Here is a 21,062-nt window from a genome sequence, read left to right as displayed (position 1 = left end):
TGGCGTCCAAGCGCCCGTCCGAGGGAAAGTGGGAGGGAGGAACTGGGGTGGTGTGACGTGCCTGACCTGCCTGACCTTCCTGAGGACACGCCCGGGGACACCGAGGACGCCGAGGGGGCGGCCGAGCCCGCGACACGCGGTGCCGGCGCACCCGAGACGGACGCCGAGCGCCGGCGGCGGCGCGCCCGGTTCCTGCGTGACCTCGCCGAGGCACGTGAGCTTCGTGCCCGGGTCCAGCCGCGACGCGCCAAGGCCGCCCGGCTGCGCCAAGAGATGCGCATGCGGACGTTTCGCTGGTAGGCCGTCCGAGAGAGGGAAACGCTTCTGAGCAAGGCCCGGTAAGAAGTTCTGCGAGAAAGCTCCGGCCGAGGAAGATCCACGCCCGCACCGTGGTTTGCGAGGTGGGCGTGCGTGAGTGCTTGGCAAAGCCGCGTACGATCCGCAGGTGGCGGCAACGAACGCGCAAGACACAGGGAGCCGAAGACGTCCCCTGACAGCCATGTTTCTGCCACGATTCCGAGTGGGTGGGGCTCGGAGCCCAGGCTCTCTCCGCCCACGTACCTCCGCCGGGGGGACCCCCAACCGGCACGCCTAAGACCAGTGGGAGAGTCACGGTGTACTTCGCCGCACTGCTCGCGCGCACCGAAGACGGGTGGGAAGCGAGCGACACGGAGCTCGACGATGTGGAGACCCTGTCGGATCTGGCCGACCTGGCCCGGGAAGCCTCTCCCGACGAGGACACGGTGCTCGTGCTGATCGAGCAGGAGGAATCCTGGTTCGGTGTCGTCCGCGTGGACGGCGAGGAGGATCCTCGCATCTACGTCTCGGACGCGGCCGCCGCCCAGCGCAGCGCGTACGGCGAGCTGCTGCTCACCGACGAGCTGCTCGGCCGGGAGCCGGGCGCCGACGATGTCGACGACCTGGACTCCCTGGACCTCGACGGCACCGAGGACGGCGAGTCCGAGTCCGACGAGGCAGCCGAGGAGGGCTCCGCCGCCGACGCGGTCCCGCACAGCCCGGTCGGCGACAGCCAGATCCTCGACGACCTGGGCATCAGCGAGAAGGAGCTGCGCGCCCTGGACGCCGACGAGGCGCTGAGCTCGATCGCCGAGGCCCTGGGCGCCTCGGAGGTGCTGGAGACCGTCCGCTGACCGTCGAGAACACGGCAGCCGCACCCGACCCGGTACGCGATCGCTGGCGGGCCGCGATGCGGCTCGCCCTGGCCGAGGCCGAACGGGCCGTCCCGGGCGGGGACGTCCCCGTCGGCGCCGTCGTGCTGTCCCCGGACGGTACGACGGTGCTCGCCGTCGGGCACAACGAGCGCGAGGCCACCGGCGATCCCACGGCCCACGCCGAGGTCCTCGCGATCCGGCGGGCCGCCGCCCTGCTCGGGGAGTGGCGGCTGACCGGCTGCACGCTGGTGGTCACCCTGGAGCCGTGCACGATGTGCGCGGGCGCGATCGTCCAGTCCCGTATCGACCGGGTCGTCTACGGCGCCCGGGACGAGAAGGCGGGCGCGGCGGGCTCGCTGTGGGACGTGATACGCGACCGGCGGCTCAATCACCGCCCGGAGGTCGTCGAGGGCGTTCTCCCGGCGGAGTGCGCCCGCCTCCTCACCGAGTTTTTCCGGAACCGGTGACGGGGCGGTCCAGGACCTCCGAATTCCGATTTCGAACCACGCCCCCCTGTGCTGTAAGGTCTCCCTCGGTAGCGTGTCCGAGCGGCCGAAGGAGCTCGCCTCGAAAGCGAGTGTGGCGCAAGTCACCGAGGGTTCAAATCCCTCCGCTACCGCTCGAAGAAGGGCCCCGTCTAAAGACGGGGCCCTTCGCACGTCCTGAGGAGGGGACGCACGGGGAACGGACCCTCAAGTGCGCGCCGCCTACGCGGGGATGCCGCGGCACGCACCCCGCAGTCGGGGTCCGTCCCCGCCCCGCGGATTCCTGCCGGGCCCGCCGGGCTCGCTCTCCATCCTGCGCCGCGCGGCGCCCGCAGGGGCCCGGCAAAGGTCCCCGGGCGGCGGGCCGTTGGTCCCTAAAAGGGACGTGAAGGTTACACTCGCCGCCGGCAGCCGGGACCACAGGGGACCCGCAAGGCGCACGCACAGGGGAGGCCGCGGTGGCGGTGAACGCCAAGAAGATCGCCGTATACGTACTCGTGGTCTTCGCGCTGTACGTGATCATCACGGACCCGCCCAAGGCCGCCCACTACGTCCAGATAGTCTTCGAGGGCATATCGGACGCGGCCAAGGCCGTGGGCGACTTCATGACCTGGGTCGCCAACGGAGGAAAGAGCTGAGGTACATCCCATGATCCGCCACCTGGTCCTCTTCAAGCTCAACGAGGGCGTCGAACGCGACGATCCGCGGGTCGTGGCGGGCGTGGAGGCCTTCAAGGCCCTCGGCGGCCAGATCGAGGAGCTGTGCTTCTGGGAGTGCGCCTGGAACATCAGCGACCGGCCGATCGCCTACGACTTCGCGATCAACTCGGCGGTCGAGGACACCGACGCCCTCAAGCGCTATCTGGAGCACCCGGCCCATCAGGCGGGTGTCGCGCTGTGGCGCGAGTTCGCCACATGGGTGATTGCGGACTACGAATTCTGAGTGCCGTTTCCCCCTTTTCAGAACACAGCCCTCCACCGGAACGGCGGGGGGCTTTCGTGCGTCTTACACCCCAATCCACTGCCCCAACTTGTCAGAATTTGAACACAACACGGCGTTATGGGGTGCTTGCACACAGTGCACATCTCTTGTGATGCTATGACCACTTTTGACGGATGATTGACCGATGAAGAGGTGGCGTTGACCGTGTCGGCCAGTACTGCGCCGCCCCAGGACGAGGCGGCGGCTCCTGCCCCCGCACCCGCTCCCGCGCCCCCCGAGAAGCGGCGCGGCGCCGACACCCGAGCCCTCACCCAGGTGCTCTTCGGAGAGCTGCAGCAGCTGACGCCGGGCACCCCGGAGCACAACCGGGTGCGCGGGGCGCTGATCGAGGCGAACCTCCCGCTCGTACGCTACGCGGCCGCCCGCTTCCGCTCCCGCAACGAGCCGATGGAGGACGTGGTCCAGGTCGGCACCATCGGCCTGATCAACGCCATCGACCGGTTCGACCCGGAGCGGGGCGTGCAGTTCCCGACCTTCGCGATGCCGACCGTGGTCGGCGAGATCAAACGGTACTTCCGGGACAACGTCCGCACGGTCCACGTACCGCGCCGGCTGCACGAGCTGTGGGTGCAGGTCAACAGCGCGACCGAGGACCTGACCACGCTCTACGGCCGTTCCCCGTCCACCACCGAGATCGCCGAACGGCTGCGGATCAGCGAGGAGGAGGTGCTCAGCTGCATCGAGGCGGGACGGTCGTACCACGCCACCTCACTGGAGGCCGCGCAGGAGGGCGACGGACTGCCCGGCCTGCTGGACCGCATCGGCTACGAGGACCCGGCCCTGGACGGCGTGGAGCACCGCGACCTGATCCGGCATCTGCTCGTCCAACTCCCCGAACGCGAACAGAGAATCCTTCTCCTGCGCTACTACAGCAATCTCACCCAGTCTCAGATCAGCGCGGAACTCGGCGTCTCCCAGATGCATGTCTCCCGGCTCCTCGCCCGCAGCTTCCAGCGGCTGCGCTCGGCGAATCGCATCGACGCATAGCGGCCATAGAAGCCCTCGGGGCGGAGCACAGCGGGCGCACGGAAGCACACACCGGGACGCACCCTGCATCGCAAACCCGATCGATGCCTCACCACCGCGGGCGAATCGCTCACCAGCACAGATGCCGACAGTTCGGATCCGAAAAAGCGTCAGACCCCTTCTTTCCAGGGCGGATTCGCATCTCGCATGTCGACATGTCACTACAGCGTGTTGCCGACATGTGACATTCTGCCGGAGACGCGTTTGCCGGGCCTTCGGCTCCGGTATTCAGGTGAAGGCTGCGTTGCTCGAAAGGCGGCGCCGCCCCGACCGTCCCGCGACCCAAAGGGGGTGGCATGTCCGCAGACCAGGGCAGCTCGAAGGTGCTGACGCCCGCGAAGAGCGAGGCAGCGCCCAAGGAGCTCGACGCTCTCGACGTCCTCGACGGCATCGAGGGCGTCACGGCCCTCGACGCCGTGCCGGCCCCGCCCGCCCCGGCGGCCGCCGACATCCCGGCTCCGCCGGCCTCGGGGGACATCAACACCCGCACGCTGTCCCGCTCCCTGTTCCTGCGGCTCGCCGCACTCGACGAGGACAGCCCCGAGCGGGCCTACGTCCGGGACACTCTGATCGAGCTGAACCTGCCGCTGGTCCGCTACGCGGCCGCGCGCTTCCGCTCCCGCAACGAGCCGATGGAGGACATCGTCCAGGTCGGCACCATCGGCCTGATCAAGGCGATCGACCGCTTCGACTGCGAACGCGGCGTGGAGTTCCCGACGTTCGCGATGCCGACGGTGGTCGGCGAGATCAAGCGCTTCTTCCGGGACACCTCGTGGTCGGTGCGCGTGCCGCGCCGGCTCCAGGAGCTGCGCCTGGCCCTGACCAAGGCCAGCGACGAGCTGTCCCAGAAGCTGGACCGCTCCCCGACGGTCACGGAGCTGGCCGCGGTGCTCGGCGTCTCCGAGGAGGACGTGGTCGACGGCCTCGCGGTCGGCAACGCCTACACCGCCTCCTCCCTCGACTCCCCGGCCCCCGAGGACGACGGCGGCGAGGGCTCGCTCGCCGACCGGCTCGGCTACGAGGACTCGGCCCTGGAGGGCGTGGAGTACCGCGAGTCCCTCAAGCCCCTGCTGGCCAAACTCCCGCCCCGGGAGCGCCGGATCATCATGCTGCGCTTCTTCGCCAACATGACCCAGTCCCAGATCGGCGAGGAGGTCGGCATCTCCCAGATGCACGTCTCCCGCCTGCTCACCCGGACGCTGGCGCAGCTGAGGGAAGGCCTGATCTCCGACTGAGGGTTCAGTTCTGACGGTTCGTCAGCGACACTGGCCCGATGCTGCGAGCCACAGGTCCGGACGACACCGTGCGAACGACGCGTGCGACATGGACACGTGGCCGCCGAGGCGCCGTTACGGCAGCGTCGGCGGCCGTCGTCGTCCTGGGCGGGGTACTGGCCGCCTGCGCGGGTCACGGTCCGGGCGGCGGCTATGTCGCGGTCGGCTCGGCGGGCGGCCCGAAGACAGGGAGCGCGGCCACACCGACAGGCTCGGTGTCACTGGTACCGCTGGACGGCGGCGGAGCCACGGCGACCGCCAACCCACCGACGCAAGCCCCCGGTTCACCGCGGCCGAGCGGCGGCTCGACCGCCCCGGGCAGCCCGGGACGGCCCGCCCCCTCGCCGGGCCCACCGAGCCCTCCCGGCAGCACGGGCGACGGCCCTGGCGGCACACCCGGTCCTACGACACCTGCGGCGCCCGACTCGCCCCCGGCCACCCCCACCCCTGGCCACAGCACGGCACCCGGGCCCGCCGACCTCTCCTGGGGCACCCCGTCGACGCAGGAGACGGACCGGCGCTGGTGCCAGAAGGTGACCGTCGGCTTCCTCAACTCCGGGGGCACGGCGGTGCGTTCGGGCTCGGTGACGTTCGGGACGCACGTCATCGGCGCGCTCGGCATCGACTGGGGGACGGTCGACTCGACGGTGGACCTCCCGGTGCCGATCGCGCCGGGCGCGCGCGGGCGTCCCACCTGGACGGTGTGCGTCGACGCCTGGCGCGTGCCGCTCGGCATGCACATCGAGGCGCGGGACGTGTCCGTCCGGTGGAAGTAGGAGCAGAGATCGCCTGAAGGCGCCGTACGCCTTACTTCATCGCCAGCCAGGCGACGCCGGCCACCACGGCGAGGGCCACGATGACACCGATGATCAGGCCGATGCGGGGACCGGAGGAAGCGGCCGCCTGCTGCTGGCGCCCCTGCGGGGCCTCGTCGACGAACGCGCGGAACATCTGGGTGTTGCCGGCGGGGTCGTAGTTGCCCTGGGGGCCCTGGGTGTTAGCCATGGCCCGAGACACTAGCGAATCCAGGTGACCTGCCCAAGTGCGGGGCCACCGGGACAGACGGGGGCAGCTCACCCGCACCGACCTGCACGTTTACGTTTGCAGCACTTGCTTTTGCCAAGTTTTTGCATGGTCAGCCCCCCATTTGTTTGCCTTCAGCAACCAAATTGACCTATGGTTGCCCCAAGCAACGAATACGGGAGGTGTGATGGCCGAGCAGGCGCAGTTCGGAGAACTGGCGCGTCAGCTCAGTGCCGTCGGAGCCGTGAAGCGGGACCTGGGGCGGATGCTGCCGCCCGACTGCCCGACCGGCTCGGCCACTGTGCTGACCCTGCTGGGCAGCCACGGAGACATGCGCATGAGCAAGCTCGCCGAGCTGCTCGCCGTGGACATGTCGGTCACCAGCCGGCATGTCGCGCACGTCGCGGCGCGCGGCTGGATCGAGCGGCACCCGGACCCGGCGGACAAGCGCTCGCGCATCCTGCGCCTGACGCCCGCCGGCCTGGCGCAGCTGGACGAGCTGTCCCGGCGGACCACGCATCTGCTCGCCGAGCGGCTCGCCGACTGGACCGACGACGAGGTGGCCCAGCTGATCCGGCTGATGACCCGCCTGCGCGCGTCCTTCGGCGACTGCCGGTCCGCCCAGACCCGGCACCCCGCACCACCGGCCGAACAGACCGCGCCCGTGGCCGTACCGACCACGCCCGTATTCGCAGAGACCACCCGTACACCCGCAAACACGTAAGAAAAGGAAGCCCATGGCAACGACCACACCAGCCGGTGTGCGGGCTCACGCCAAGCACGGGGGAGGCTCCGCGGAGCACGCCCCCATGACGCACCGGCAGATCATGGAGGCCCTGTCCGGGCTCCTGCTCGGCATGTTCGTGGCGATCCTGTCGTCCACGATCGTCTCCAACGCCCTGCCGCACATCATCGGTGACCTCGGCGGCGGTCAGTCCGCCTACACCTGGGTGGTCACCGCCGCCCTGCTGTCGATGACCGCGGCCACCCCCCTGTGGGGCAAGCTCGCCGACCTCTACAGCAAGAAGGCGCTCGTCCAGATAGCCCTGGTCATCTACGTCCTGGGCTCGGCCGCCGCCGGTCTGTCGCAGAACGCCGGCATGCTCATCGCCTGCCGCGTGGTGCAGGGCATCGGCGTCGGCGGTCTGTCCGCCCTGGCGCAGATCGTCATGGCCGCGATGATCTCCCCGCGTGAGCGCGGCCGTTACTCCGGCTACCTGGGCGCCACGTTCGCCGTCGCCACCGTCGGCGGTCCGCTGCTCGGCGGTGTCATCACCGACACCTCCTGGCTGGGCTGGCGCTGGTGCTTCTACGTCGGTGTCCCCTTCGCGATCATCGCGCTGATCGTTCTGCAGAAGACCCTGCACCTGCCGGTCGTGAAGCGGGACGTGAAGGTCGACTGGGCCGGTGCCTTCTTCATCTCCGCCGCCGTCTCGCTGCTGCTGATCTGGGTCACCTTCGCGGGTGACAAGTACGACTGGCTGTCCTGGCAGACCTACACGATGGTCGCGGGCTCGATCGTCCTCGGCGCGCTGTTCGTGCTCGTGGAGTCCAAGGCGAGCGAGCCGATCATCCCGCTGCGCCTGTTCAAGAACCGCACCATCACGCTGGCGTCCCTCGCCTCGCTGTTCGTCGGTGTCGCGATGTTCACCGGCACGGTGTTCTTCAGCCAGTACTTCCAGCTGGCCCGCGACAAGTCCCCCACGATGTCCGGCGTCATGACCATCCCGATGATCGGCGGTCTGTTCGTCTCCTCGACCGTCTCGGGCCAGTTCATCACCCGCACCGGCCGCTGGAAGGCCTGGCTGGTCAGCGGTGGCGTGCTGGTGACGGCCGGTCTGGTCCTGCTGGGCGGCATCCGGTACGACACCGAGTACTGGAAGATGGCCATCTTCATGGCGCTGCTGGGTCTCGGCATCGGCATGATGATGCAGAACCTGGTCCTCGCCACGCAGAACCAGGTGGCGCCCTCCGACCTCGGCTCGGCCAGCTCCACGGTCACCTTCTTCCGCTCCCTCGGCGGTGCGGTCGGCGTCTCCGCCCTCGGCGCGGTGATGTCCCACCGGATCACCCACTACGTCCAGGACGGCATCTCCGCCCTGAGCCCGAAGTACCAGGCCGCGCTGGCCGGCGGTTCCGGCTCCACCGACAGCATCCCGGACATGGGCAAGCTCCCCGCGCCCATCCGGACGCTGCTGGAGAGTGCCTACGGCCACGGCATCGCCGACGTCTTCTTCATCGCCGGCTGCCTCGCCGCCGCCGCCTTCCTGATCACCCTGTTCATCAAGGAGGTCCCGCTGAAGACCAAGGGAGCCCTGGCGCAGGCCGCCGAGGGCGAGACCGCCGCGGTCACCGAGGCCCCCGCCGAGGTCCTTGCGGCCACGGAGGCCGCCGCCGAGGCTCCGGCCCCGGAGCGGGTGCCCGGCTGGGCCGCCCCTGTGCTCGGCGAGAACGGCACCGCGGCGACCGCGACCACGGAGCTCACCGCCGTCGCCACGATCGCCGAGCCCGGCACGGCGGGCGGCGGGACCCCGGTGCACGGCTACGTCCGAGGTGCCGAGAGCGCCCCGGTCCCGCAGGCCGCGATCACCCTGATCTCCCTCTCCGGCCGCCAGCTGGGCCGCTCGGTCGCCCAGCCCGACGGCTCCTACTCCCTGGACGCCCCCGGCACCGGCAGCTACGTCCTGATCGCCTCCGCCGACGGCTACCAGCCGCAGGCCTCCACGATCGTGGTGGGCGAGGAGCCGCTGTCGTACGACATCCTGCTCAGCGGCACCAGCGGGCTGACCGGTGTGGTCCGGGCCGCGGGCAGCGCGCTGCCGGTCAAGGACGCCATGGTGATCGTCACCGATGTGCGCGGTGACCTGCTGGCCACCGCCGCCACCGGGGAGCAGGGCGACTTCGCCCTCACCGACCTGGTGCCGGGCACGGTGACCATGGCCGTCAACGCGAGCGGTTTCCGGCCGCGCGCGCTGCCGGTCGAGATCGGCGCCACCGGGGTCACCCGGATCGAGATCGACCTGGACGCCGGCGCCCACCTCCAGGGTGTCGTCAGGGCTCCGCACGGTCCGCTGGCCGACGCCCGGGTGACGCTCGTCGACCAGGCGGGCAACGTGGTCGGTACCGCCACCACCGGCTCGGACGGCGCGTACGCCTTCACCGACCTGGACAGCGGCGACTACACGGTCATCGCGACGGGTTACCCGCCCATCGCCACGGCCCTGACCGTCGCGGGCACCGGAGTCGACGGCCACGACATCGAACTCGCCCACCCCGGCGAGTAGTTCACCCGGCCCGTGGCGGGTCACGCTCCGACCGGAGACGTCCCCCGCCACGGGCCGTTCGCACTACGACCATTTTGTAAGGCCTTGCAGGGAGAAAACGGGATGGGACTGACCGCGAAGATCCGTACGCGGGACGGGTGGGCCGTGTCGCACGCGGTCGTCACGGTGACCGACATGACCGGTACGCAGGTGCTGCGCGCCGAGACGGACGCCGAGGGCGCCGTACGGGACACCACGGAGCTGGCGCCAGGGGCGTACACGGTGATCGTGACGGCCATCGGCTACGCCCCCGCGGCCTCCTCCGCGATCGTCACCGCGAGCGGCCGGGCCGAGGTCGGCACGGTCACACTGGCCCGCCAGGGCGGCACCGAACTGCCGCCGCCCGGCCCCTGGACCATCGACCCGGTGCACTCCTCCGTCGCCGCGGTCGCCCAGCACCTGGGGATCTCCAGCGTGCACGGCCGGTTCACGGAGTTCGGCGGCACGATCGAGATCGCTCCGGACGACGTCACCAAGTCCCGCGTGGAGGCCGTGATCAGGGCCGCGTCCGTCGACACGGGCAACGGCATGCGCGACGCGCATCTGAAGTCCGCGGACTTCCTCGACGTGGAGCGGCACCCGGAGATCACCTACCGCTCGACGGGCCTGACCCGGTCGGGCTCCGACCGCTGGACGGTCCACGGCGAACTGTCCATGCACGGCGTGCTCCGCCCGGTCGACCTGGACCTGGCCTACCTCGGCACCGGCGCCGACCCATGGGGCGGCACGAGGGCCGCGTTCCGCGCGACGGCCGAACTGCGGCGGGAGGACTTCGCGATGAACTACAACCAGGTACTGCAGGCGGGGATCGCGGCGATCGGTACGACGCTGCGGGTGGAGCTGGACATCCAGGCGGTACAGGGCGACTCGCTGCCCCAGGCGTAGGCACAGCAGGGTCGGCCACGGGGGCGCAGATTGCCCCTAGGCTGCCTTGCCATGGCACCGAACATCGCTACCAACACCCGTGTATCGCTGGACGAGCTGCTGGACTTCGTACGACCCCGACACCGCGCCCTGCTGATCACCCGCCGGGCGGACGGCGGGCCGCAGGCCTCGCCGTTGACCTGCGGGGTGGACGACTCGGGCCGGATCGTCGTCTCCACGTACCCGGAGCGCGCCAAGACCCGCAACGCCAAGCGCGACCCCCGGGTCAGCCTGGTCGTGCTGAGCGACGAGTGGAACGGGCCCTGGGTCCAGATCGACGGCACGGCCAAGGTCGTCGACAGCCCCGACTCGGTGGAAGCTCTGGTCGAGTACTACCGCAACATCGCCGGCGAACACCCCGACTGGGACGAATACCGCGCGGCGATGGTCAAGCAGGGCAAGTCCATCATCCGGGTGACACCGGAGCGCTGGGGTCCGGTGGCCACCGGAGGGTTTCCGGCGCGGCTGGTGGACGGGGAGTAGGGGTCAGCCCCGGCTGACCATCGCCTCGATGCCGGCGATCAGCAGGTCCAGGGCGAAGGTGAAGTCGCGGTCGAGCATCTCGGCGACCGTGTCCCCGCCGCGGGCCGCCAGGAGGTCCTTGGCCTCCTCGACGGCCTCGGCGGTCTGAGGGGCCTCGGCGACCATGGCCATGGCCTGTTCGTGGTACTCGTCGGCGCTCAGCCCGGTGTCCGCGATCCGGGCGGAGAAGTGGGCCTCGATCGTGCCGTAGCCGTACACGAACTGGAAGACGGCCGAGATCGCCCCCGTCACCCCGTGCGCGGGCAGCCCCGCCCGGCGGATCACCCGCTGGACCACGCGGGAGAAGGCCAGCGAGTTCGGGCCGATGTTGAGATAGCGCCCCGCCAGCGGCGACAGCCAGGGGTGGCGCACCAGCAGGGCCCGGTACTCGGCGGCCAGCCCCCGCAGCTGCTCGCGCCAGTCCTCTGCCTCGGCGTCCGGGTCGGGCAGCCGCAGCTCGCCGAAGGCCGCGTCCAGGGCGAGTTCGAGCAGGTCGTCCTTGGTGTCGACGTACCAGTACAGGGACATCGCGGTGACGTTCAGCTCCGCGGCCAGCCGCCGCATGGAGAACTTCGCCAGCCCCTCGGCGTCCAGCAGTCGTACGGACACGGTCGTGATGCGCTCGCGGTCGAGGCCGGAGGGCTGCCCGCCACGGCTGCCGCGACGGGCCTTCTCCTCCAGCCACACACTGGCTCGCGCCGACCGACCTGCCGACTTCACCACCGGCGCACCTTTCTCGTTTCCGGCCACTGCACCAACCTAAGGGGCGCAGGGCCGTGTCTGGTCTGCGGCTCCGCCGCGGGCGCGATCAACCACGCCGTACCGCACCCGCCCACCTATCCATACCCCCCGAGCTCTCAGGCGACCTTCCGCTCCGCCCGCCGCAAAAGCCCCGCTGCCAGGAACCCTCCGGCCAGCACGGCAACCGCCCCCACCAACTGACCGGCGCCCAGCCCGGCGGACAACGACTCCCCCGAGGCCACGGAAGAGCTGAGCACCGCGCCGAGGACGGCAACACCGAGACCGTTCCCGAACTCGGCAAGGGTGCCGTTGATACCGGCCCCCACCCCCGCCTTCTCCGGAGGAATCGCGCTCATGACGGCGTGCGCCATTGCCGGATTGGCCACCGCGCACCCCGCCCCGATCAACAGCAGACCGAGCAGAGTAGCGGCGTAACCGCCGGGGGAAACCGCGATGGCCGCCAGTCCGCAGGACATCAGCGCCATGCCGAGCGCGATGGACACCGGCGTACCCAGCCGGCCGGACCACTTCGCCGCCAGCCCGGAGAAGTTGAGCACCACGACCGTCAGCGCCAGCGGAGCCGTCCTGAGGCCCGCCTCCAACGGCCCGTATCCGAGCACGAACTGCAGATGCTGGGTCAGCAGGAACAGCGCGCCGCCCATTCCGAAGGTGATGAGCACAGCCCCGGCAACGGCCCCCATGAACCGCCGGTCCCGGAAGAAGTGGACGTCGAGCATCGGCTCGGCGACCCTGCTCTCCCACCAGGCGAAGGCACCGAGCACCACCACCGCCGCACCCGCCGTACCGAGCACGCGAGCCGAGGTCCAGCCATGGCCCGGGCCGGAGATGACCGCGTAGACGAGCGAGGCCATACCGATCGTGGACAGCACCGCGCCGAGCAGGTCCGGGCGGTCGCCGCGGGGGTTCTTGGACTCCGGTACGAGGGCCACCACCGCGACCAGGCCCAGAGCCGCGACCGGGATGTTGACCAGGAAGATCGCACCCCACCAGAAGTGGTTCAGCACGAACCCGCCGATGAGCGGGCCGCCCGCGAAGCCGAGCGCGGCGACCGCGCTCCAGATGCCGATCGCCTTCGGCTGCTCCTCGGGCGTGAAGATCTGCATGGCCACGGCGAGCGTGGTGGTGAGCAGCAGCGCGCCACCGATGCCCATACCGGCACGCGCGGCGATCAACTGGCCGGTGGATCCGGCGAGTCCGGCCACCAGCGAGCCGACGCCGAACAGGGCGAGGCCCGCGATGAGCATCTTCTTGCGGCCGTACCGGTCGGCGGCGCTGCCCGCGGTGAGCAGCAGCCCGGACTGCACCAGGGAGTAGGCGTTGATCATCCACTGGATGTCGGAGGTGGCCGCGTGCAGCTCGCGGGTGAGCGAGGGGATGGCCACGTTCAGGACGGTGTTGTCGAGCAGCACGGTGAGCTGGGCGAGACAGATGACACCGAGGATGAGCCAGCGCTGGGGGTGGCCTGGCCGAACTGGGGAAACGGACATGCTGTACACCGTATAGCCAGCGCTATACGGTGTACAGCGACTTTTCGTCAGCTCCTCTGCGTCAGGTCGTAGAAGGTGGCCGTACCGACCGTCACCTTCTTGAAGGTGCTCTCGACCCACGAGGTGGTCCGGGACGACGTACCGCTGCTGCTTCCGCCCATGCCACCGCCCATGCCTCCGCCGGCGATGAAGTAGTGGATCTTCCCTTCCGTCACGTACTTCTCGAACTGCGCCGGCGTCGGGGACGGGTCGGTGCCGTTGAAGCCGCCGATCGCCATCACCGGGTGACCGGTGGCCAGCTGGTAGCCGGCCGCGTTCTGCGAACCGATGGAAGCGGCCACCCAGGTGTACTTCGAGGCGTCCTTGGCCAGGAGTTCCTTGGCGGCGGAGGAGACGTTCGCGCCGTTCACCAGGCCGCCGGCGCCACCGCCGCCGCCCCTGCCGCCCCTGCCTGCCTCGCCCGTCCGGCCGGGCACACCGCCGCCGAAGCCGCCGCCCGGGAAGCCGTTGCCCTTCTGCCGGCCTTGCTGCTGTCCCGGTCGGCCCTGGCCGTTCTGCTGCCCCGGCTGCCCCGGCATGCCACCGCCGCCGAACCCGCCTCGCATGCCGCCACCGGGCCCCCGGCCGCCGCCGAAGCCCATCATGCTCGCGCCCGCCGGGCCGGCCGTCGGGATGGAACCGGTGTGCGCGGAGTCCACCGTGCTGAGGGTGTACGCCGTCGGACCGGCGAGCGCGGCCACCAGTCCGGCCGCCGCCGCCCCGAGGGCCGGCCGCCGGGAGACCCGGCCGGCGAAGACCAGGCCGAGCGCGGCTGCCAGGCCGCCGATCAGCACCAGCCACTTCAGCCACGGCAGGTAGCCGGAGGTGCGGTTGAGCAGGACGTATCCCCAGGTCGCCGCCGCGACCACGGAGGCGGCGAGCGTGATCGACGCCCAGGTCTGCCTGCGCCGCTCCCACAGCAGCCCGGCGCCCATACCGACGACGGCCGCGAGGTAGGGCGCGAGAGCCACCGTGTAGTACTGGTGGAAGATGCCCGCCATGTAGCTGAAGACCGCCATGGTGATCAGCAGCGAGCCGCCCCACACCAGGAACGACGCCCGTGTGACGGACGTCCGCTTCAGCTTCCGGGTGGCCACCAGTCCCGCGACCAGCAGGATCAGCGCGGCCGGGAGCAGCCAGGAGATCTGGCTGCCGATCTCGGAGTTGAACATCCGGTCCCAGCCGGTGGCGCCCCACATCCCGCCCCCGCCGTTGTCGCCGTTGCCGCCGGGTACGACGCTGCCGGTCTCGTCGCCGTTGATACGGCCGAGGCCGTTGTAGCCGAAGGTCAGCTCCAGGAAGCTGTTGTTCTGCGAACCGCCGATGTAGGGGCGCGAGGAGGCCGGCCACAGCTCGACGATCGCCACCCACCAGCCGCCCGCGACGACCAGCGCGACGGTCGCGAGGGCCAGCTGGGCCAGGCGCTTCCTCAGCCTCACCGGACCGCAGACGACGTAGACGATCGCCAGCGGCGGCAGGATCAGGAACGCCTGCAGGGTCTTGGCGAGGAAGGCGAAGCCGATCGCCGCCCCGGCCGCGACCAGCCACTTCGTCCGGCCGTCCTCGACCGCCCGTACGACGAAGTAGCAGGCCAGCGCCATCAGCAGGGCCAGCATCGCGTCCGGGTTGTCGAACCGGAACATCAGCGCGGCCACCGGGGTGAGCGCGAGCACCGCACCCGCGATCAGACCGGCCGCCGGAGCGAACCGGCGCCGTAGGGCCGCGTAGACGACCGCCACCGTGCCGGCACCCATGAGGACCTCGGGAGTGAGGACCGCCCAGGAGTTCAGGCCGAAGATCCGCACCGACAGCTCCATCGGCCACAGGAAGGCCGACGGCTTGTCGACGGTGATCGCGTTGCCCGCGTCCAGCGAGCCGAAGAAGAACGCCTTCCAGGACGTGCTGCCCGCCTGTACGGCCGCCGAGTAGAAGGAGTTGGCGTAGCCGGAGGCGCTGAGGTCGTACAGGTAGAGCAGGAGGGTGGCGGCCAGCAGGCCGAGGAAGGCCGGGCGCACCCAGCGCGGGTCCTCGGGCCGGCCGCGCCACAGTCCGTGCCCGAACGGCTGCCTGGGCTCACCGGCCCGGTGCGCGTGCGGTGCGTGCGGGCCCCACGCGGTCGTAGCGCTCTGCTGGTCGTACCGGGTGGTCATCGGGGTTCCCCCGGGTCGGTGTCGTGAGGCCGCACCGGCTGCAGTTGCACGGTGGCGTCCCTCCAGCTGCCGTCCGCGGCTTCACCGGCGCGGACCTGGGTGGTCGGGTGGGGCTGCGCGTACGGCACCGGCCTGCGATGCGGGAGCGGTGCGTACGCGGCGGTCGTGCCGTGCGGCGGGGTCGTGCTCGTGCTGTAGGTCGGGGAGGTGGGGGTGTGCGGCGCGACGACCGGCGCGGAGGCGGTCTCGTCGCGGTCCGGGAAGACCCAGGCGCGGAAGAGCAGGAAGCGCAGCACGGTCGCGGCCAGGTTGGCGGCGATGAGCACCGCCAGCTCGGTGGAGTGCGCCGGGCTGTCGGTGGCCGCGTCGAGGGCGGCCAGGGAGCCGCTGGTCAGGGCTAGTCCGATGCCGAAGACGACCAGGCCCTGCGCCTGGTGCCGTACGGCTCCGCCCCGGCCGCGCACCCCGAAGGTGAGCCGGCGGTTGGCGGCCGTGTTGGCGACCGCCGAGACCAGCAGGGCGAGCGCGTTGGCGATCTGGGAGCCGGAGAACTGCCGGAAGACGCCGTAGAGGAGGAGGTAGAAGAGGGTGGACAGGCCGCCGACGACACAGAAGCCGACGAGCTGACGCGCAAGTCCCCTGGGAACATTGGTCAGTTCGCGGTCGCGCGGGTCGTCCCCGAAGGGCCGGGTGAGCCGGTCCAGCGGGAGCGAACCGGTGGCCAGGGCCGTGCCGACCCGCCACACGCCCTTGAGGTCGTCGGTCGCGGTCCGCACGATGTGCACGGTGGAGTCCGGGTCGTCGACCCAGTCGACCGGCACCTCGTGGATGCGCAGCCCGGCGCGCTCGGCGAGCACCAGCATCTCGGTGTCGAAGAACCAGCCGGTGTCCTCCACCAGCGGCAGCAGCACCTGCGCCACATCACCCCGGATGGCCTTGAAGCCGCACTGCGCGTCGGAGAACCGGGCCTGCAGCGAGCCGCGCAGGATCAGGTTGTAGGCCCGGCTGATGAACTCCCGCTTGGGGCCGCGTACGACCCGGGAGCTGCGGGCGAGCCGCGAGCCGATCGCGAGGTCCGAGTGACCGGAGATCAGCGGTGCCACCAGCGGCAACAGGGCGTTGAGGTCGGTGGACAGGTCGACGTCCATGTAGGCGAGGATCGGCGCGTCGGAGGCGGACCACACGGTCCGCAGCGCCCGTCCCCGCCCCTTCTGCTCCAGGCGGAAGCTGGTGACCTCGGGGATCTCCGCCGCCAGCCGCGCCGCCACCGGCGCGGTGGTGTCCGTGGACGCGTTGTCCGCGATCGTGATGCGGAAGGCGTACGGGAAGGTGCGGGTGAGGTGCTCGTGCAGTCTGCGGACGCACGGCCGGAGGTCCTTCTCCTCGTTGTAGACGGGGATCACCACGTCCAGGACAGGCGTACCGGCGTTTCCGGCCGGGAGGTGCTCCCGCGCCGGCAGGGTGCCGGGAGAAGAGTCGGTTCGCATGGAACCGACTCAACTCATGCGCCCTGTCGCACCCATGTGGTGGCACTGTGCTGTGCCTGTGAGTGCGCCTGCCAGTCGGCTCCGGGCGCGGGGTGCCGAGCGGCCGGGGCGAGCGCGGGCAGATGCACGGTGAACACGGTCCGCCCCGGAACGCTGTCGACGGTCACGGCGCCCCCGTGCGCCGCCGCGACCGCCTGCACGATGGCGAGCCCGAGACCGGTCGACCCGGTGGCCCGCGAGCGGGCCGAATCACCGCGCGCGAACCGCTCGAAGACGTGCGGCAGCAGGTGGGGCGGGATCCCCTGCCCGTTGTCCTCGACGTCCACGCACATCCACGGCCCGCGCCGCTGCACACGCGCGGTGACGGTCGTACCCGGTGGCGTGTGCTTGCGGGCGTTGCCGAGCAGGTTGACGAGCACCTGCTGGACGCGGGCCGCGTCGGCGGACACGAGGGCGGGCTCGTCGGGCAGGTCGAGCCGCCAGTTGTGGTCCATGCCGGCCGCGCGGGAGTCGCTGATGGTGTCCACGACCAGCGGGACGAGGTCGGTCTGCTCGTACTGCAGCGGCCGCCCGGCGTCCAGCCGGGCGAGCAGGAGCAGATCCTCGACGAGGAGGGTCATCCGGCCCGCCTCGGACTCGATGCGGCCGAGGGCGTGCCGGGTGTCGGGCCCGACCTGTTCGCGTCCTCTTCGGGTGAGTTCCGCATACCCGCGGATGGACGCAAGGGGCGTCCGCAGCTCATGGCTGGCGTCGGCCACGAACTGCCGTACCCGCATCTCGCTCTGCTGCCGTGCGTGCAGGGCGCCGTGCACATGGTCGAGCATCCGGTTGAGCGCGGCACCGACCTGGCCGACCTCGGTGTGCGGATCGCACTCCGCCTCCGGGACCCGCTCGCTGAGGTTCACCTCGCCGGTGTGCAGGCGCAGTTCGGAGACCCGGGTGGCGGTGTGGGCCACCTTGCGCAGGGGCCGGGTGGCGACGGCGACGATGACGGTGCCGGCGAGGGTGGCGGCGATGAGGCCGGCGGCGGTGACGCTGATCTCGACGAGGATCAGCGTGTCGATGGTGCCGTCGGCTTCCGCGGTCGGCAGGGCGACGTAGTAGGTGCCGTTGTTTCCGTCGACGTACCGCACCTGGTAGTCGCCGAGCCCGGGGATCTCGACGCGGTGCACGCCGTCGTCCTCGGGTACGGAACGGAGCGCCTTGGTCTGGTCCGCCGTCAGCGGCTTGGCGTACATCTGCGGGACGTTGTTGCCGTCCTTGGACTTGTGGCCGACCTCGGCATCGGTGATGGCGCCGTTCTCGACCTTCGCCGCGATGGTCCCGCTGGGCTGCGGCCCCCGCGCGACGAACTCACCGAGATCCGTGTCCTTGATCGGAAGGTTCCGCTTGTCCTGCCGGCCCGGCGCGGTGGCGCCGTTCCTCAACCCGTCCGGCACCGGCCCGAAGCCGCCGGCCGCACGTGCCGACGCCTCACCGAGCTGCCTGTTCAGCTGGTCGTACAGATGCGAGCGCAGCGCCAGCGTGGTGGCCGTCCCGATCACCGCGCACACCACCGCGATCAGCACCACCGAGGCCACGACGAGCCGGGTCCGCAGGGTGCGCGGCTGTCCGGCTCGTCGCCTCTGGCGCCGCTGCGGACCCGGCCGTCGTCGTCCGCTCATGACGCGGCGGGCTTGATCAGGTAACCGGCCCCACGCCGGGTGTGGATCATCGGCTCCCGCCCCGCGTCGATCTTCCGCCGCAGGTAGGAGATGTACAGCTCGACGACGTTGGCCTGCCCGCCGAAGTCGTACGACCACACCCGGTCCAGTATCTGCGCCTTGCTGAGCACGCGCCGCGGATTGCGCATGAGGAAGCGCAGCAGCTCGAACTCGGTGGCGGTGAGGTGGATGGACTCCCCGGCCCGGGAGACCTCGTGACTGTCCTCGTCGAGGGTCAGGTCCCCCACGACGAGCACCGAGTCGGACCGCCGGTCGGCGGCCCCGGACCGGCGGATCAGCCCCCGCAGCCGTGCCACGACCTCTTCGAGACTGAACGGCTTGGTGACGTAGTCGTCGCCGCCGGCGGTGAGCCCGGCGATACGGTCCTCCACGGCGTCCTTGGCCGTGAGGAACAGGACGGGCACGTCCGGCAGTTCGCGCCGCAGCCGCCCGAGGACGGTCAGGCCGTCCATGTCGGGCAGCATCATGTCGAGCACGACGGCGTCGGGCCGGAACTCACGGGCGGTATGAACGGCGCCCTGCCCGTCGCCCGCACTCCTGATCTGCCAGCCCTCGTAGCGAAGGGCCATGCTCAGCAGTTCGGTGATCGACAGCTCGTCATCCACCACAAGCACTCGGACGGGGCTCCCGTCCGGCCTCAGCAGTTCGGTGCGCCCCTGGGGCGAGGTCGTGGTCATGGTGCACACCTTGTCGCCGCCCTGTGAGAGGAGGCTTTCCCGAATCTGTGATTTCCCTGAGAAACCCACAGGCGTCTCTCAGGCAGCGCCCGGGAAGCGCTCACTCCCGCGCGAAGACGTGCGCGTGCTCGACCTTGGCGATGTGCAGGGAGTACCGCTCGTACCACCGCTCCCGCCCGCGCCGCTTGGCCGCGAGGTGTGCCGGGTGATCGCGCCACTGCGCGAGCCCGGCGAGGTCGCGGAAGTAGGCGACGCTGACGGCGAGTCCGCCGGGAGTACGGGCCGCGTCCTCACCGAGGAAGCCGGGGACTTCGCGGACGAGCCGGGACAGGTGTGCGGCGGTGCGGTCGTATCCGTCGGGGTCGTCGTCGGTGCGGTGGGCGGTGAAGATGGCGGCGTAGCAGGGAGGTTCAGGGAGGGAAGCGGGCTGTACAGGGGCGTTCGCTCGATCGCTCATGTCAACCACGGTCGGCCGTGGGCCGGTTCGGCGTCCACACCCCTTGCCGAAAGGGATCCGTACGGGATCCGAGTCTTTGCCTTCGCCTCAGAACAGCCCCTCCTGCGGCCGTGTGAACTCCCGCACCGGAAAGGTGAGTCCACTCGTCCGGGAGTCGGCCACCGGCACCATCTGCCAGCCGCTCATCAGCCGGGTGTCGAGCACGACGACCCCGCGCCCGGCGACCGCCAGATGCAGATCGGGCCCGGCAGCCGCGACCAGCTCACCGCTCACACCGCCGCCGGGGACGAGCTCCACCACTTCCCCGACGGCCGCGGGAGCGGTGCCGAGCCCGAACACCCCTACGTGATCGCTCACTTCACAGGCCTCCGGGCGCAGGGACTCCGGCCACCCGGCGAGCGCCACGGCCCGCGCGTGCAGGTCCCGCACCTGCGCCGCACGCTCCGCCGCGGTCTCCGGCAACGCCGACCGCACCGCCCGCTTCTCGGCGTACGGAATCCGGTCCGGCACCTGGAGCGCGGCCCGCAGCAGTTCCTCGGTGCGCCGGGCGGCCATCAGCGGGCCGGTGCCGAGCCAGCTGAAACAGACGGCACCCTGCTCCAGCAGCCGCGCGCTGCCCCGCTCTACGGCGGTGATCCCGACCTTGACCATGCCGGGCCCGAACCACGCCAGATACACCCGGTACGGCCGCGGGTCGTCGGCGACCGTGTCGGCGGCCACCGAGTGCGCCCGGTCCAGCCGCGCGCACTCCTCGCACCGGGCCCCCGTGCTCCGCCCCGGCACCACGGCCCGCACCGGACACGCATGCCCCCGCGCCCCCACACACGCCCGCGCACCCCCGTCCGGCACCGCGAACCCGATCCGCTTCCCCCGGGGCAGCACACTGCGCCGCCCGCCGTCCCACACCAGCACGGGACCATCGGACGCCCAGCGCAGTCCCGTGCACTTCCATGCCTGTGCCATCACTCGTGAGGGTATGGGGCGGGTCTGACAACGGGACCGGGCCCGGTCCGCGACCTCCTCCAGCCGACGGTGCACCGGCCCGCGCACCCGTAGCCGCGAACACGAAGTCATCGATGTCGGTGGCGTCCCTCACCAACTGCCGTTCGCCGACTGCACATTCACTCGAAAGGTGACAGAGGTATCGATTCGGCGGCAGTCGGCCGTCCCGTCGCCGCAGCCACCACCACGGTCCGGCGCTCCCGTCCCGCCAGCCGGCACCCGACGCACCCGGTATGCCCCTCCCGGGCCTGAGCGTCCCGTACCCGCATCCCCCACTGCCCCCGGGCCCGCACGCCCGGTGGCTTGCCCCAGCCGGCCAGGTGCAGGACCCAGGTCACCAGGACGCTCACGGCCACGACGGCGAGCCCGCCCGCGACCGCCGGCAGCGAGGTCGTACACACCCCCAGCCCCACCACGCCGCTTCCCACCGTCGCGATGCCGAAGCCGGTCCAGCCGGCGATCGTGTGACCCTCGTCGTACAGACTCATACAGCCGCCTCCGGGGACAAGTTTCCCTCACGAGCTAA

Annotated in this window: 22 protein-coding genes and 1 tRNA gene; 13 read left to right on the top strand and 10 right to left on the bottom strand. The window is 70.9% G+C overall.

All coding sequences use genetic code 11. The annotated features are described in order from the left end of the window. Positions 1–66: 66 nt before the first annotated feature. The 9 genes from BFF78_RS21990 (at position 67) to BFF78_RS43500 (ending at position 5,735) form a co-directional block, all read left to right on the top strand. Positions 67–300 (top strand): hypothetical protein, encoded by a 234-nt coding sequence (locus tag BFF78_RS21990; RefSeq protein WP_418346767.1) that lies wholly within the window; start codon positions 67–69, stop codon positions 298–300. 314 nt (positions 301–614) lie between these two features. Continuing rightward, positions 615–1,151 carry a tRNA adenosine deaminase-associated protein gene (locus BFF78_RS21985; protein ID WP_069779960.1) on the top strand — a complete coding sequence of 179 codons (537 nt, stop codon included), beginning with the start codon at positions 615–617 and terminating at the stop codon, positions 1,149–1,151. Positions 1,152–1,207: 56 nt separating this feature from the next. Continuing rightward, positions 1,208–1,639, top strand: coding sequence for a tRNA adenosine(34) deaminase TadA (gene tadA, locus BFF78_RS21980; RefSeq protein WP_069779959.1), 432 nt, complete (start codon positions 1,208–1,210; stop codon positions 1,637–1,639). Between the two features lie 67 nt (positions 1,640–1,706). Beyond that, positions 1,707–1,791: transfer RNA gene (locus tag BFF78_RS21975), tRNA-Ser, on the top strand. A 324-nt stretch (positions 1,792–2,115) separates the two neighbouring features. After that, positions 2,116–2,295: a hypothetical protein gene (locus tag BFF78_RS21970; RefSeq protein WP_055708362.1), complete on the top strand. Its 180-nt coding sequence runs from the start codon at positions 2,116–2,118 to the stop codon at positions 2,293–2,295. Between the two features lie 10 nt (positions 2,296–2,305). Beyond that, entirely contained in the window at positions 2,306–2,599 is a 294-nt protein-coding gene (locus tag BFF78_RS21965) for a Dabb family protein (RefSeq protein WP_069779958.1), read from the top strand. Between the two features lie 198 nt (positions 2,600–2,797). After that, a complete protein-coding gene (locus BFF78_RS21960; protein ID WP_069779957.1) occupies positions 2,798–3,646 on the top strand; it encodes an RNA polymerase sigma factor SigF in 849 nt (282 codons plus the stop codon). Positions 3,647–3,981: 335 nt separating this feature from the next. After that, entirely contained in the window at positions 3,982–4,920 is a 939-nt protein-coding gene (locus tag BFF78_RS21955; RefSeq protein WP_069779956.1) for an RNA polymerase sigma factor SigF, read from the top strand. Between the two features lie 38 nt (positions 4,921–4,958). After that, positions 4,959–5,735: a hypothetical protein gene (locus BFF78_RS43500; protein WP_079161424.1), complete on the top strand. Its 777-nt coding sequence runs from the start codon at positions 4,959–4,961 to the stop codon at positions 5,733–5,735. A 31-nt stretch (positions 5,736–5,766) separates the two neighbouring features. Here the strand turns inward: BFF78_RS43500 and BFF78_RS21945 are convergent, their stop codons facing one another. Next, complete coding sequence (locus BFF78_RS21945) at positions 5,767–5,964, bottom strand: hypothetical protein (protein ID WP_069779954.1); 198 nt, start codon at positions 5,962–5,964, stop codon at positions 5,767–5,769. Between the two features lie 205 nt (positions 5,965–6,169). On the opposite strand from BFF78_RS21945, the gene BFF78_RS21940 reads away from it, so the two are divergent. From BFF78_RS21940 to BFF78_RS21925, 4 genes are all read left to right on the top strand, one after another. Next, entirely contained in the window at positions 6,170–6,706 is a 537-nt protein-coding gene (locus BFF78_RS21940; RefSeq protein WP_069779953.1) for a MarR family winged helix-turn-helix transcriptional regulator, read from the top strand. An 85-nt stretch (positions 6,707–6,791) separates the two neighbouring features. Further along, positions 6,792–9,266 (top strand): MFS transporter, encoded by a 2,475-nt coding sequence (locus BFF78_RS21935; RefSeq protein ID WP_069779952.1) that lies wholly within the window; start codon positions 6,792–6,794, stop codon positions 9,264–9,266. A gap of 102 nt (positions 9,267–9,368) precedes the next feature. Continuing rightward, positions 9,369–10,190: a YceI family protein gene (locus BFF78_RS21930; protein WP_069779951.1), complete on the top strand. Its 822-nt coding sequence runs from the start codon at positions 9,369–9,371 to the stop codon at positions 10,188–10,190. 51 nt (positions 10,191–10,241) lie between these two features. After that, positions 10,242–10,712, top strand: coding sequence for a PPOX class F420-dependent oxidoreductase (locus BFF78_RS21925; protein ID WP_069779950.1), 471 nt, complete (start codon positions 10,242–10,244; stop codon positions 10,710–10,712). A gap of 3 nt (positions 10,713–10,715) precedes the next feature. On the opposite strand, the gene BFF78_RS21920 is transcribed toward BFF78_RS21925, so the two are convergent. The 9 genes from BFF78_RS21920 to BFF78_RS21880 all read right to left on the bottom strand — a co-directional run bounded on the left by BFF78_RS21920 (position 10,716) and on the right by BFF78_RS21880 (position 21,024). Continuing rightward, positions 10,716–11,474 (bottom strand): TetR/AcrR family transcriptional regulator, encoded by a 759-nt coding sequence (locus BFF78_RS21920; RefSeq protein WP_193433513.1) that lies wholly within the window; start codon positions 11,472–11,474, stop codon positions 10,716–10,718. 134 nt (positions 11,475–11,608) lie between these two features. Beyond that, positions 11,609–13,000 (bottom strand): MFS transporter, encoded by a 1,392-nt coding sequence (locus BFF78_RS21915; RefSeq protein WP_069783725.1) that lies wholly within the window; start codon positions 12,998–13,000, stop codon positions 11,609–11,611. A gap of 47 nt (positions 13,001–13,047) precedes the next feature. Continuing rightward, the gene (locus tag BFF78_RS21910; RefSeq protein ID WP_193433512.1) at positions 13,048–15,189 is read right to left on the bottom strand and encodes a glycosyltransferase family 39 protein; all 2,142 of its coding nucleotides are present in this window, start codon (positions 15,187–15,189) and stop codon (positions 13,048–13,050) included. Beyond that, on the bottom strand, positions 15,186–16,676 hold the full coding sequence (locus tag BFF78_RS21905) for a bifunctional glycosyltransferase family 2/GtrA family protein (protein ID WP_069779948.1): 1,491 nt from the start codon (positions 16,674–16,676) through the stop codon (positions 15,186–15,188). The genes BFF78_RS21910 and BFF78_RS21905 overlap by 4 nt, the downstream gene beginning before the upstream one ends. Before the next feature lie 14 nt (positions 16,677–16,690). Continuing rightward, entirely contained in the window at positions 16,691–18,340 is a 1,650-nt protein-coding gene (locus BFF78_RS21900) for a sensor histidine kinase (protein ID WP_069779947.1), read from the bottom strand. Continuing rightward, entirely contained in the window at positions 18,337–19,077 is a 741-nt protein-coding gene (locus BFF78_RS21895; RefSeq protein WP_069779946.1) for a response regulator transcription factor, read from the bottom strand. The genes BFF78_RS21900 and BFF78_RS21895 overlap by 4 nt, the downstream gene beginning before the upstream one ends. Before the next feature lie 100 nt (positions 19,078–19,177). Beyond that, complete coding sequence (locus tag BFF78_RS21890) at positions 19,178–19,534, bottom strand: antibiotic biosynthesis monooxygenase family protein (protein WP_069779945.1); 357 nt, start codon at positions 19,532–19,534, stop codon at positions 19,178–19,180. A gap of 87 nt (positions 19,535–19,621) precedes the next feature. Then, positions 19,622–20,497, bottom strand: coding sequence for a DUF2797 domain-containing protein (locus BFF78_RS21885; protein WP_079161423.1), 876 nt, complete (start codon positions 20,495–20,497; stop codon positions 19,622–19,624). A gap of 158 nt (positions 20,498–20,655) precedes the next feature. Further along, positions 20,656–21,024, bottom strand: coding sequence for an HGxxPAAW family protein (locus tag BFF78_RS21880; protein WP_069779944.1), 369 nt, complete (start codon positions 21,022–21,024; stop codon positions 20,656–20,658). Positions 21,025–21,062: the final 38 nt, after the last annotated feature.

Source organism: Streptomyces fodineus (assembly GCF_001735805.1).
Taxonomy (GTDB): Bacteria; Actinomycetota; Actinomycetes; order Streptomycetales; family Streptomycetaceae; genus Streptomyces; species Streptomyces fodineus.
This window is presented reverse-complemented; position numbering and strand designations above follow the sequence as displayed.